Annotated in this window: 10 protein-coding genes; 8 read left to right on the top strand and 2 right to left on the bottom strand. The window is 62.6% G+C overall.

The features are described from left to right. Positions 1 to 64 precede the first annotated feature (64 nt). Genes OB916_RS03175 through OB916_RS03155 form a run of 5 tightly spaced genes read left to right on the top strand, consistent with a single transcriptional unit; the run spans position 65 to position 4,538 of the window. The gene (locus OB916_RS03175) at positions 65 to 1,066 is read left to right on the top strand and encodes an ABC transporter permease (RefSeq protein WP_315907836.1); all 1,002 of its coding nucleotides are present in this window, start codon (positions 65 to 67) and stop codon (positions 1,064 to 1,066) included. After that, positions 1,056 to 2,072, top strand: a complete 1,017-nt coding sequence (locus OB916_RS03170; protein WP_315907835.1) for an ABC transporter permease — start codon at positions 1,056 to 1,058, stop codon at positions 2,070 to 2,072. Before OB916_RS03175 ends, OB916_RS03170 begins: the two co-directional genes overlap by 11 nt. After that, on the top strand, positions 2,073 to 3,152 hold the full coding sequence (locus OB916_RS03165) for an ABC transporter ATP-binding protein (RefSeq protein ID WP_315907834.1): 1,080 nt from the start codon (positions 2,073 to 2,075) through the stop codon (positions 3,150 to 3,152). It begins immediately after the preceding gene. Continuing rightward, positions 3,149 to 4,249 (top strand): oligopeptide/dipeptide ABC transporter ATP-binding protein, encoded by a 1,101-nt coding sequence (locus OB916_RS03160; protein ID WP_315907833.1) that lies wholly within the window; start codon positions 3,149 to 3,151, stop codon positions 4,247 to 4,249. Before OB916_RS03165 ends, OB916_RS03160 begins: the two co-directional genes overlap by 4 nt. 58 nt (positions 4,250 to 4,307) lie before the next feature. After that, a complete protein-coding gene (locus tag OB916_RS03155; protein WP_315907832.1) occupies positions 4,308 to 4,538 on the top strand; it encodes a hypothetical protein in 231 nt (76 codons plus the stop codon). Positions 4,539 to 4,545: 7 nt separating this feature from the next. Here the strand turns inward: OB916_RS03155 and OB916_RS03150 are convergent, their stop codons facing one another. Continuing rightward, positions 4,546 to 5,424: a HEAT repeat domain-containing protein gene (locus tag OB916_RS03150; RefSeq protein WP_315907831.1), complete on the bottom strand. Its 879-nt coding sequence runs from the start codon at positions 5,422 to 5,424 to the stop codon at positions 4,546 to 4,548. Between the two features lie 276 nt (positions 5,425 to 5,700). Here OB916_RS03150 and OB916_RS03145 point away from each other — a divergent pair, with 276 nt between their 5' ends. Further along, the gene (locus tag OB916_RS03145) at positions 5,701 to 9,390 is read left to right on the top strand and encodes a glycosyl hydrolase (RefSeq protein ID WP_315907830.1); all 3,690 of its coding nucleotides are present in this window, start codon (positions 5,701 to 5,703) and stop codon (positions 9,388 to 9,390) included. A gap of 43 nt (positions 9,391 to 9,433) precedes the next feature. On the opposite strand, the gene OB916_RS03140 is transcribed toward OB916_RS03145, so the two are convergent. Further along, positions 9,434 to 10,165, bottom strand: a complete 732-nt coding sequence (locus OB916_RS03140) for a DUF7260 family protein (protein WP_315907829.1) — start codon at positions 10,163 to 10,165, stop codon at positions 9,434 to 9,436. Between the two features lie 298 nt (positions 10,166 to 10,463). On the opposite strand from OB916_RS03140, the gene OB916_RS03135 reads away from it, so the two are divergent. After that, positions 10,464 to 12,416, top strand: a complete 1,953-nt coding sequence (locus tag OB916_RS03135) for a methyl-accepting chemotaxis protein (protein WP_315907828.1) — start codon at positions 10,464 to 10,466, stop codon at positions 12,414 to 12,416. Positions 12,417 to 12,633: 217 nt separating this feature from the next. After that, positions 12,634 to 13,605, top strand: a complete 972-nt coding sequence (locus OB916_RS03130; protein WP_315907827.1) for an aldo/keto reductase — start codon at positions 12,634 to 12,636, stop codon at positions 13,603 to 13,605. Positions 13,606 to 13,817 lie beyond the last annotated feature (212 nt).

The raw sequence follows: 13,817 nt of genomic DNA, 5'->3' as shown, positions 1-13,817 counted from the left end.
TTGACGATCGGAGAACAGCCGCTCATACCAACAAAAATATATAGCACTATTCGAAATCACGATTATGGGAAATTATTATATTCGCCGAACGGCCAGGGTGTTCGCAACCGTATTCATAGTTACTAGCCTTACGTTCGGGTTGATTCGACTCCTTCCAGGTGGACCGTTCACACAGCTTCGCGTCAGACTGCTCAGGCAGGGCGTGCCCGCCTCGGAAGTGGATGCGCGCATCGCCAACCTCCAGAACATCCAGCCGGACGCACCGCTCTGGAGGCAGTACATCGATTACATGCTCTCGGCCATGCAAGGCGACTTCGGCGAGTCAATCTCGCTCGGGAAACCCGTCGCGCAGGTCGTCGCGGAGGCAGTTCCCTGGACCGTCTTCATCGTCCTCGTCTCGACGGTCCTCATCTTCCTGTTCGGAATCTTGCTCGGCGCGATCCAGGCGTACTGGGAAGGCTCCCGGTTCGACAAAGCCATCTCGGCTCTCTCGATCAGCCTGATGTCCATCCCGTTCTACGTGATCGCCGTACTCGCTCTGTTCATCCTGGCCTACCAGTTCCAGTGGTTCCCGACCGCCGGGACGCACGGGACTGACGTCGAGCCCGGGCTGACGCTGGAGTTTTTGGTGAGCGCCCTCGAACACGCCGCGCTCCCGATCTTCTCCTACACCATCGGCGGTATCGGCGGACAGGCACTCGCGATGCGCGGCAACAGCATCCAGGTGCTGGGCAACGACTACGTGGAGGTGGCCCGACTCCGCGGGCTGGCTGATCGACGAATCGCGACGTGGTACGTCGCCCGGAACGCGATTCTCCCCTTGTACACCGGGTTCCTCCTGCTGCTTGGCTTCCGCCTCGGCGGTACCGTGATTCTCGAACAGATATTCTCCTATCCCGGGCTCGGGTACTACCTGTGGTCCGCGCTCGAGTCCAACGATTACCCCCTGATGATGGGGACGTTCCTGGTCATCACAGTCGCACTGGTGATCGGCGTCTACATCGCGGACCTGACCTACAGCAAGATCGACCCACGAATCAGCCAGGGTGAGTCCGATGCCTACTGAAGCCGAGAAACAGGAGAACGTCAACTGGCGAAGCGCGAGCAGCGAATCACCGGAGGTGACGCTTCGGGACAGACTCAGCGAGTATTTCGAGGAGCGGATCCGGAAGCCAGCGCTGGTCGCCTGGTCGGACGGGCGCACGCGTATCGGGCTGCTTATCATGAGTGTCTACATCGCGATGGCGTTCGTCGCGGTCTTCGACCTCTACCGTGCACCCTCGACGAACCAGGCGCCACGCCTCGAAACGGCGTTCCAGAGCCTGGATTACCCGCTCGGGACGACGATGTCGGGCGTGGACTTGCTGTCGCTGATCATTCACTCCACGCCTGACGTCCTGCTGATGATCATCGCCGGTGGTCTCTGGGCGACGGTGATCGCCGTGATCATCGGGACGCTGGCCGGATACAAGGGCGGAATGGTCGATCGAGTCCTCATGTCGTTCTCGGACGTGATGATGGCCATCCCCGGTCTCCCGCTGGTGATCATCCTCGCCGTGACGTTCAACCCCAAGAACCCGATCGTCCTCGGGATCCTCATCAACGTCAACTACTGGGCCGGTCTCGGACGATCGTTGCGCTCGCAGGTCCTGACGATCCGCGAGGACAACTACGTGGAGGCCTCCCGGACGATGGGTATGAGCACGCCGCGTATCCTGCTGAAAGACGTCATCCCGAACCTGATGCCGTACGTGACGGTGAACTTCGTCTTCGCAGCCCGGTACGTCGTGTTCGCGTCCATCGGGCTGTTCTTCCTGGGCGTGTTGCCCTTCTCGACCCAGAACTGGGGCGTCACGCTGAACTACGCCTACAGCGGCGGTGCGCTGTTCACGTGGCAGGCCGCACACTGGCTCATCTTCCCGATGATCGCCATCATGGGGATCTCCCTCTCGTTGATCCTGCTGGGACAGGGCATGGACCGGGTGTTCAACCCCCGTGTCCGGACTCGGCTGGCAGGGGAGTCCGAATCGACTGCGGAAGAAGGCGACTCGAGGACCACGGAGGTGCTCTAGATGACTATCGAAAGCCAACAGCTGACTGGAGCAGACGAAGTCGAAGACCCGATACTGGAGATAAAGAACGCGAGTGTCACCTACGACGGCGGAGACACCCACGTCCTGAACGACGTCACCTTCTCGATCGAACGCGACGAGATCGTCGGTGTGGTCGGCGAGAGCGGGAGCGGCAAGTCGATGCTCGCCTCGGCGATGCTCGACGCCATTCCGGCCCCGGGGCGACTCTCCGGGGAGATCCTCTACCACCCGGACGAAGACACGACAATCGACGTGTTAAACCTGAGTGACGAAGAGCTCAGATCCTACCGCTGGGCAGACGTGTCGATGGTGTTCCAGGGTGCGATGAGCTCGTTCAACCCGACAATGAAAGTCGGGAGTCACTTCAAGGACACCCTCCGAGCACACGACGAGGACGTCTCCGAGGGGATGGACTTCGCGCGGCAACTTCTCTCTGACCTCTACCTCGATCCCGAGCGCGTCCTCGACTCGTATCCCCACGAACTCAGCGGCGGGATGCAACAGCGTGCGCTCATCGCCCTGAGTATGCTCCTGGAGCCGGAAGTGCTCGTCATGGACGAGCCGACGGCCGCACTGGACCTGTTGATGCAGCGGTCGATCCTGATGTTGCTCGAGGACCTCAAAGAAAAGTACGAGGTGACGATGGTGTTCATCACGCACGACCTGCCGCTGGTCGCGTCGCTGGCCGACAGGATGGCGGTGCTGTACGCCTTCGAGCTCGTCGAAGCCGGGCCGCGAGACCAGATCATCGGTCAGTCCGGGCATCCCTACACGCGGGCGCTGCTCAACTCGACACCGAACATCGACGCCCCGCTCGAAGACATGAAACCCATCCCGGGAAAGAGTCCAGCACCCGTCAACGTCCCGGACGGCTGTTCCTACGCCGATCGATGTCCGCTCGCGTCCGAGGAGTGTACCGCCTTCGATCCGGAGTTCCAGCTGATCGAGGACGAACACTCCGTCGCCTGCCACCACTGGGAACAGGCCAGAGCGGAGATCGCACTCAACTTCGCCGGTGCCGACGAGATCGGTGTCTCCAAGGGAGGTGATAGTCGATGAGCCGACCAGACGCGACGGCAGGGACCGACGACAGCACCGACAGCGCCGACGAGCCCCTGATCTCCCTGGAGAACGTCGAGGTACACTTCGAGAAAGAACAGGGTCTGCTGGATCTCTTCGAAGAGCCGGACGTCGTCAGAGCAGTCGACGGCGTTTCCCTCGATATCCAAGAGAACGACGTTCTCGTGCTCGTCGGAGAGAGCGGGTGTGGAAAGACCACGCTCGGGAAGACGATGATCGGGCTCCAGCGTCCGACCGGCGGATCCGTAAAGTACCGCGGCCGGGACATCTGGGAGACGAAAGCCGGGAACACCGACCTGTCGTTCGACGAGATCCGCTCGTCGCTGCAGATCATCCACCAGGACCCCGGAAGCTCGCTCAATCCGAACCGACGGATCGTCGAGATTCTGTCCGAACCGATCAGACTGACACATCCCGGCGTGAGCGCCGGCGAACGGCGTGAGCGGATCTACTCGCTGCTGGAGCGCGTCGGGATGACGCCCGCACACGACTTCGCGGACCGCTACCCACACCAGCTCAGCGGAGGCGAGAAACAGCGTGTCGCACTCTCGCGGGCGCTCCTGATGAACCCCGACGTCATCCTGGCCGACGAGGCGATCAGCGCACTCGACGTCTCGCTTCGCGTCGAGATGATGGACCTGATGCTCGACCTGCAGGACGACTTCAACACCTCGTTCGTGTTCGTCTCGCACGACCTCTCGAACGCGCGCTACTTCGCCGAGCATGGCGACGGCCGTGTGGGAGTCATGTATCTCGGTAACCTGGTCGAAGTTGGCCCGGCAGAGCGTCTGATCAGCGAGCCGCAACATCCCTACACCGAGGTACTGCGATGGGCGACACCGAACCTCGCACTGGACGCCACAGAGGCAGGCGAGCCACCCATGCGCAAGATCGACATCCCCGATCCGATCAACCCACCGAGCGGCTGTCGGTTCCATACACGGTGTCCGAAGGCCAGAACGGCCTGCCCGAAGGAACAGCCGGAACTGGAGACCCACGGTGACCGTCACCTCGTCGCCTGCTTCCGGTCCGACGAGGATCACGAATACTGGGACAGCCCGGAGATCGAAGACTGACTGTCCTCAGGACACTCCCATCGCCAAGTTATTTAGCGGTCTGTGAGAACACGAATCCATGACTGTAGGTGAAGCCGTCCTCGACGCCATCTGTAGCCAGAGAGACAAGATGCCGCTAGTGCTGACGGTGGTCATCGTCATGGGGCTGTTGCTCGCCTTCCCGCTACTGCTCCTGGAGAACGACACTGCGGGATACGCCATCGCCGTCATCGACGCGATCATCGTCGCTCTCTGTCTGGTCGTCTTCGGATCGGCCTACTGGTACTGCACGAAACGAGCGATGGACTGAAATCCAGTTACTGGTCGGAGAGAAAGGCAGCCGTCTCGGCGGCCAGTTCGCTGACTTTCTCGTCGTCTTCGGCGGCGACATCTCTGAGCGCAGGAACTGCCGCCTCCTCGCCCAGGTATCCGAGCGTCCGCACTGCGCGTGCGCGCACAGTTCTGTTCTCGTGATCGAGGCAGTCGAGGATCGAATCCAGCGCCGGACGGACGATCGTGGAGTCGGATTCTGCGATGACGCCTAGCGTATCGAGAGCGGGGCCGACGACTCCGGGATCAGTGTCGTCGAGGAGCGTCTCGAGGGCGGAGACGTCCGTCACGGAAGCCGGATCGGATTCCACGACGGCGACGAGTGCGTTCGCTGCCGTCCGTCTGACGTACTGCCGTCGTTCGAGCGTTTCCTGCTGGACGTTCTGGACGAGCTGGCGAGCCTCGCTTCGGTCGATGCTTTCCGGAACCGCTGTCTCGGGGGTCGGCACGTCGTCCGCAGCGAGGATTTCGAGGAGTCTGTCGGCGGACTCCCCGAGGGCATCCGGGTGCTCGACCGCAAGGGGTGCGAGTAATTTGGCCCCGGCCAGCGACAGATCGATGGCGTCTGCCGACAACGACTCGACGATCGCGTCGAGATGGTCGACGAGAGCGTCGGGACGTTCTTTCGCGATCGCTACCAGTGCCTCGGCCGCACCGCGTGCCACGACGAGGCTCTCGTCGGCCAGTCGACCGGCCACTGCACCGACGTGATCCGTGGCCGCGTCGGGGTCTGTCCGAGCGAGCGCTCCGAAGTCATCGATCGCTTCACGTCTCGTCGTAGGGTCGTCCGAAGACAGTGCCGCCGTGAGCTGTTCTGGATCGAGTCGCTCTCGGCTACCCGGTCGCTGATCGTTCTCCTCTGGCATATACTATACCTCTCTACCGACTCTCAAATACGTGGTGGTCGACGGTGTTTCGAGGACGTATGTCGGATATGTTTCCAGTAGTGGGTAAAACACATTTTTCCTTACAAAGTTATCAAGTTCCAGGGGCATATATCGACGACCAATCGGTCCGTCGCCGGACACAGCGGCGTTAGTGGTGCGTACTCCGCCAAGACGTTGGGTGTAGTGATTCCGCTCGCGTCCGGTTCGTCGGGCCGTATTCAGAACACAACTATGTCAGACCAAAAGCAGCCATCAGTGAGTCTTCCGCGACGGACCTTCGTTCAGGGCGTCGGGGTGACGGGTATCGCCGGTGTCGGGACAGGCGTCACGACAGCCGAAATCGACGAAGACGACGTCGAACACGTGGGTGCGGGAAGCTTTACGACGGCCATCCCCGGGGGATACGATTACCCCTCTCCACCGGACCCGACCTACGTGACCGAGAACGTCTCCCCGCCGATTCCGACCAACGACTGGTGGAGCGGGCTGTTGTTCGGGACCTACAGCGCGGGCCCGGTCATCGGAGACCCCTACCACGGCGAGGCCGGCCCACGCGGGTTCACCGTCAGGTACCCGACCGACTGGGACGGGGATCCGGCCGAGCAGGACACGGTTCTCGCCGACGCTGCTGACACGCCGGGCGTCACGATCGGACACACTGCCGTCGAGGAGTTCGACGAGGCGCGCGTGAACGACTGGGGCGACTGGCACGTCCAGGCCAGCTGGGGCGCGGGGATGTACGAACGCATGGACGTGACCGTCGCGCGCGGGCTCCCGCTGTTCTTCGCCGAGTACAACGGCGGGGGCGCGGAGCTGACGTTCTCGACTGACGACGGGCCGGTCGACGATTCGCAGGTCTCGGTGTGGGCCGACCGCGGGAACGTCCTCGGCGTCTCCGTCACGGCCAACGGCTACACGAAACACTTCGGCGTCTTTGGCCCCGACGGGGCGTCGTGGTCCGGCACGTCGACGGTGACGTCGGATCTCGGTGAGAGCGACTACCTCACGGTCGCGATCCTTCCGGAGGCGACGACCGAACTGCTCGATCAGTTCGAGGCGTACGCATACAACGTCGTCCGCGGAACGGAAATCGACTGGGAGTACGTCGAGTCTGACGGGGACGGGACGCCGGTCTCCGAGGTTCGCACCACCTACTCGTTCACCACCGAGGCGAAACCCGAGAGCGGGGCCGACGGGACCCTGACGGCACTATTCCCCCACCAGTGGAAGTACGCCGAGTCCGAGTTGACGGACCGCACCTACTGGTCGGTCCGGGGCGAGATGCGGGTCGCGGCCGGCGAGTCGTTCACGACGACACACACCTACAGAGGCATCCTGCCGTTCACGCCGACAGAGGGCACACAGGACATGGACAGCCTCCGGTCGTACGTGACTCGGCTCAGAGAAGACTACGACCGGTACGTCTTCGACGTCCCCACCAGTGCGTACTGGGTGGGCAAGGACTTCTACCGCAACAGCACCGCGGCCGCGCTCGCCGACCGGACCGGCCAGACGGCCGAACGCGACTACTTCCTGAGCGCGATCACCGATCGGCTCGAAGGCTGGCTGACGGCCGGCGACACCGCTCTTGGAACCGAATCCGGCCAGGAGCTGTTCTACTACGACGACGAACTCGGATCGCTGTTCGAGTACCCCACGGACTTCGGGTCGGTCGAGTATATCACCGACCACCACTTCCACTACGGCTACCTGGTGTACGCCGCGGCCGAGGCCGCCCGGCAGCAGCCCGACTGGGCCAGTTCCGACAACTGGGGCGGCATGGTCGAACGCGTCGTCAGGGACTACGCGAACTGGGAGCGCCCGGACCGCGACGCCGACCTCGACCCGGCGGGCGACCCGGAGAACGCCTTCCCGTTCCTGCGCAACTTCGACGTCTACGGCGGCCACTCCTGGGCCGGCGGGACCGTCGGGAACCCGAAGGGGAACAACCAGGAGTCCTCCTCGGAGGCGGTGATGGCGTACGCGGCGATGATCCGCTGGGGCGAGATGACCGGCAACCGGGAGTTGCGTGACGCCGGCATCTTCCTCTACACGCAGGAGACGACCGCAGTGTGGGACTACTGGTTCGACCCCGAGGGTGATTCTCTCCCCGACGACTGGGGTCAGGAAGTGTCCACGTTCGAGAGTGCCGGGCCGGACTTCGAGTACGCCTCGGCGGTCTGGGGCGGCGGCTACTGGCGACACCTCTGGTGGTCGCCCGCGGATCCGATCGAGACCTTCGGGATCAACTGGCTGCCGATCGGCGGGCATTCGTTCTATCTCGGCCACGACCTGCGGTACGCACAGTCGAACTGGTCGTCGATGCTCGCCGCCAGGGACCGCCACATGGACGTCGACGACCCCACCAGCGAGTTCCTCGGCGGCTGGGAGCCGGCCGCCTGGGGGTATCGCGCCCTGTCGAACCCGTCGGACGCGGCCGCGATCATGGCGGACTCCCTGCCGATCGAGCCCGGCGGAAACTCGACGCCGTTCATCTACAACTACGTGCACTTCCTGAACGACGCCGGTCTCGTCGACACCAGCGTAGTCGCGGACACGCCGTTCTATCAGGTCTTCGAGGACGGCGACCGACGGACCTACGCCGCGTTCAACGCCGATTCGGCCGAGCAGACGGTCACGTTCTCCGACGGGATGGAACTGACCGTCCCCGCCGGGGAAGTCGTGGTCGCCCAGTCGGCCGAACACTACGAACCCGACACGTCGCCGCCGACGACGCCCGGGAACCTTTCGACCACGCTCACCAACAGCTGGGCAGTCGAGCTCGACTGGGACGAATCCACGGACGACTCTCTGGTTCAGTACTACGCGGTCTACGTCGACGGGGACGAACACACGACGGTCGGTACGCCCGGCGTGCGCATCGAGGGACTGGACCGGGACACGGCGTACGAGATTGAGGTCGCGGCTGTCGACCCGTTCGAGAACGAATCGGAGCGCGCACGCGTCGACGTGACGACTGAAAGCGAGGATACGGCTCCACCGACGGCCCCGGACGGACTCCAGTCACCGACGAAGACGAAAACCTCGATCGACCTCTCCTGGAACGCCGCCAGTGACGTCGGCGAGGGGAGCGGCGTCGACTCGTATCTCGTCTCTGTCGACGGTGAGCACTACACTGAAGTGGACGAGACCGCCGTCTCCGTGACGGACCTGGATCCGGGAACGACCTACACGCTCGGCGTTCGTACGGTCGACGGCGCCGGAAACCACTCCGAGCCGGCCACGATCACGGTAGCGACCATCGCCGAAGCGGCGACGCAGTCCCCCTTCGAGGAGCGTGCGACGGTTCCCGGGAAGATCGAAGCCGAACACTTCGATACCGGCGGCGAAGGGGTCTCCTTCCACGAAACGACCGACACCAATCAGGGAGGCGCCGACTACCGGGACGCACCCGTCGACATCGGTGGCAGTGGCGGCAACTACACGCTCGGCTGGATCGAGGAGGGCGAGTGGCTCGAGTACTCCGTGACCGTCGAGTCCAGCGGTACCTACGACGTCGAGGTGGCCGTCGCCTCCGCGGAGGGCGGCGGCCCGCTCCGCGTGGAAGTCGACGGCGAGAACGTCACCGGCAGCATCGACGTCCCGAACACGGGCAGCTGGACCGCCTACCAGACCGTCACTGGTGCCGAGGACGTCACGCTGTCCGCGGGCGAGCACGTGATACGTGTCGTCTCCGAGGGCGGGGGCTGGAACTTCGACTGGATGGCGTTCAGAGCGACTGGCAGTGGTTCGTCGACGACACAGGCCCCGGAAACCACCACAGTCGAGACGACCGCGTCACCCCAACAGCAATCGAAGACGACCGCACCCGAAACGACGACCGGATCGGGCGACGGCCCGGGATTCGGGATGCTGGCGACGCTGGCCGGTCTGCTCGGCCTGGGCGCGTACTTGCACAGCAAAGACGATACGGAGAAGCCGTGAACGGACAGCGCGCCGATCACTAGAAACAGACCGTCTCGATACGTCACTCCACGACGGTCTCGCGGAGCCGGGCCACAGCCGTCAACACGGGGTAGGTCCACCGCTCGGACTCGTAGACGTACTCACAGAATTCGTGGCCGTCGAGCCGGACGAGCCGCGGCCGGGCCCGGAGCTCGTCCTGTCGCTCCCGGGAAATCTCGTCGAGCCGTTCCCGCTCGTCGCCAGCGGGGACGGTCGGGCGTCCGGACGTGCCCGCGCTATCGAGAACGTCCTGCAGCCGATCCTGTGCTGTCTCGAGCGACCTCGCTTCGGATTCGAGCACCGACACCAGCTGTTCTCGACTGTCAACGGCCTCCCGGACGGCCTCGTGGAGGGCTTGTCTGTAGACTTCAGTGAACGCTACTTGGCTCGACTCGAACACGGGCGTTAGCTGTGGAGAGAGTTCGGCAGCGACATGTTCGGTCAGCGATTCGTCGTAGACGCGGTCGAAATGCTCGATAGACAGCACCGTCTCCTCGAACGCGGTTCGCAGTTGAGAACTCGTGTCGACTCTGTCGGCGTGGGACAGCGACCGCGAAGCGGGGGCTCCGCTCGCGGGCCGTGTCGGCTCCAGTTCCGAAACGCGATCGACAAACGACTGAAACGCGTCGATCTCGGCCTGGACCTCCTCGCGCTCGGACGCCACGACGTCCGCTGCCCGGACCATCGGTGCAAGAACGTGCCGGCGAAGATGCTCGGCGACCTGATCACCACTACAGCTGTCGCTTTTGCTCATTAACCACTATTACGTATTTGATTGCCAAAAAGCTATGTACTAGTAGGTTCCAGGAGTGATACTGACAGTCCACGAGACCCGGGCGAACCCCTGGTGGATCGGTCACACACTGGATCTGGTGGCACGGTGGCGGTCCAGAAAATAGAAGTACCTGAATATAATCTTCTAATAAATAGAAATACTTTTATATAGTAGCACACGATCAATCCGGCAATGTTCTGTCATAGCCGGCAGTATGGAGTCCGCCCCAGGAGCGTCGTTGGGCCTACCGAACCGAGTACTCGGGGGGGATTCAGGCATGCCCAGTGATTCGCCCGAGGACGAGACTGAACCGCGCGATCGAGATACTGGTCCAGTACAGTCGGTCGTCCCCCGGTTCGTCCGGCGGAGTTTCACACTGAAGTTCGCCATCGTACTGGTCGTTCTGGGATTGACAGTCGGAGCTGTCGGCGTCGTCGGTTCCGAACAACTCAAATCGGAGTTCCAGGACGAAGTCGACGAGAAACTTGCGACGCTGGCGACCCAGCATGCCACTGAACTCGCAGACTGGAATCGGACGAACTTCGGGACCGTTCGCATCTACGCGCGCTCACCAGCGGTCAGGGACGGCTCCGTGCCGACGATCAGTAACTACCTGCAACAGGAACAACAGAAGCGACTTCCACAGGGCGGAGATAGCCCACCGTTCCTCCACTACGTGAATACGACGACCGGCGAGATTACTGCGAGTAGCGACAGTCGGTTCGTCAACGACACGTCGCTCGAAGCGATCGATTCCGGACTCAGCGCGGGAGTCGAGCGAGTTCGCCCCTCACTGGGAGATTTCAGCATCCAGACGGTGCGGACGGAAGCGTTCAACAGTACGTTCCTCAGGGAGGAGGGGACTGTCAGGGTGGGCTACGTGTCTACGGTCCCCGGGGACCCGGATCACGTACTGGTCTACACTGTCCCTGTCAAAACGTTCACCGGGAATCTTCGGGGACAGACCGCCGTAGACGGTGCATCCAACGGCTCGGCTACGACCGGTGTCACGATGGTCACGAGCAAGCTGGACGGGGACGAACGGGTCCTCTTCGAGCAGTACGGAAACGACGACATGCTGTATCGCCAGTACGACGAAGGGAACGGGATCCCCGCAACTGCACGGTCACAGGGACCCGCGAATCCAGGGAGCAGTGTTGCCGGGCCCGCCAGCGGAATCCTCTCTCGGCACGAATCGACATACGAGCTCGCGAACAGAGAGTACGCGGTCGGGTACGCCCAGGTGCCCGGAACTGGGTGGGTCGTCATGATCCACTCGAACACGAAAGCGGCTTACGGTGAGGTTCAGTCAGTCGCCGACCAGGCGCTGATCGCGACGGGCGTGGGAATACTTCTGATCGGCCTGTTCGGAGCCGCTCTCGGACGGAACACTGCACGCTCGATCGATCGGCTCACTGGCAAAGCCGAAAAGATGGAAGAGGGCGACCTCGAGGTCGATTTCTCCTCCAGCCGGATCGACAACATCGGCCGTCTCTACGACGGCTTCGCGAACATGCGTGACGCCTTGCAACAGCAGATCCAAGAAGCCGAGCAGGCGCGCAAGGAGGCGGAGGTCTCCCGGGCCGAAGCGATGGAGATGTCCAATCACCTCCAGGAGACGGCCGACGAGTACGCCGAGATCATGCAGCAGTGTGCTGCCGGAGATCTGACCCGGCGGATGGAGGCCGATGGGGAAAACGAGGCGATGGATCGCATCGCAGAGGAGTTCAACGAGATGATCGACGAACTGGAGAAGACGACGGGGCAGCTCAAGAGCTTCGCCGACGAAGTCGAAACGGCTGGTGAGGTCGTCCAGACCTCCTCAGAGAGCGTCCGGGATGCCTCCGAGCAGGTGGCCGATTCCATCCAGAAGATCTCTGACGACGCTTACGACCAGAAGGAACGCTTACAGGAGATCTCGGGTACGATGGACCAGATCGCCACCGATCTCGAGACGTTCGCGGCCGAGAACGACGTCGACTTCGGAGAATCACTCGATCGGATCGAAGAGATCGCAACGATGCTCAATCAGGTCGTTGATCTGAGTGAGGAAACGATGGCCGAAGCGGAGAACGTCGCGGGAGCGGCCGAGGAACAGGCGGCCGAACTCAACGAGGTCACCCAGCGTGCCGAGGACCTCTCGCGGTACGCACGACCGTTGCGTGAAGTCCTCGACCGCTTCGAGACCGAGTCCGAACACGAGTTCTACTTCCCGACCGGTCCGGAGTGATACGGGTCGCTGTCAACCGCCTGGGGTCAAGCCCCGTGGCATCCGCCTCGATAATTCTGTGAAGCCGGATCGTTCCGAGTATGCCGATTTCACAGACGGTACGAGGCGGTTGGCCGGACACAACGCAGGCTCCCCCCTGTGAGTGGATATATTATTATTCTGCTTTCGAAAATAGTCGTTACTTATATAAATTGCCCCATCGTTTCCCCGTCCCGTAATGGAGTACACCACACTCGGATCGACCGGGATGGAGGTCTCAAAGATCTGCCTCGGTTGCATGAGTTTCGGCAGTCAGGACGACTGGATGCTGGACGCGGACGAAGGTCGCGAACTCGTCGAACGGGCCATCGACCTCGGAATCAACTTCTTCGACACCGCGAATACGTATTCGTCGGGCGAGAGCGAGGAGATTCTCGGCGACGTGCTCGCGGAATACGACCGCGACGAGCAGGTCGTCGCTACGAAGGTCCGCTTCGCCGCAGCCAACGACCACCGCAACGCGACGGGACTCTCGCGGAAGACGATCGAGCAGGAGCTCGAGCACTCTCTCGACCGCCTGGGCATGGAAACGGTCGACCTCTACCAGATCCACCGCTGGGACTACGATACGCCAATCGAGACGACGCTGCGCGCGCTCGACGACGCCGTCCGGCGTGGCCAGGTCCGCCACATCGGGGCCTCCTCGATGTGGGCTCATCAGTTCCAGCGGGCGCTCCACCTCGCCGATCGCGAGGGGCTGACCCGGTTCGAGACGATGCAGAACCTCTATCACCTCACGTATCGCGAGGAAGAGCGCGAGATGTACCCCGTCTGTAACCGGGAAGACATCGGCGTACTGCCGTGGTCGCCGCTGGCTGCCGGCTATCTCACCCGCCCACACGAGGAGTTTACCGAGACGGCGCGTGGGGAACACGAAATCGACTACGGGACTCCGTATCACGAGGGGCCCGCGAGCGAAGAGATCAACGGCCGCGTCCAGGAACTCGCCGACGAGAAGGGTGTCTCGATGGCACAGATCGCGCTGGCCTGGCACTTCCAGAACGAGAACGTCGACGCTCCCATCGTCGGGACGTCGAGCATCGAACACCTCGAAGCTGCCGTCGAAGCGCTCGAGATCGACCTGAGCGACTCCGAAGTGGAGTATCTGGAAGCACCGTATCAGCCGGTCCCGGTGTTCGGCCACGAGTGATTCCACTCTCGAAGGCGGTCTGAGCACTGTGAGAACTGACTACTCTGCTCCAGGACACGGTGGGCGTATACGCTGGCAGCTTCCGCGAGCCGCGACGTACGCCCGTCGGCTGTCCCTGTACGGGCCAGAATAAATAACAGAAAAATTTAAAATATAGGGATACAACGATAGTATGACTAATATCTGGGCGATGTCGATAGGTCGGCCTGTGA

Source organism: Halapricum hydrolyticum (assembly GCF_025517535.1).
In the GTDB taxonomy this organism is placed as follows: domain Archaea; phylum Halobacteriota; class Halobacteria; order Halobacteriales; family Haloarculaceae; genus Halapricum; species Halapricum hydrolyticum.
Note: the sequence above shows the minus strand (reverse complement) of the source record. Positions and strands in the feature narration are given on the sequence as shown.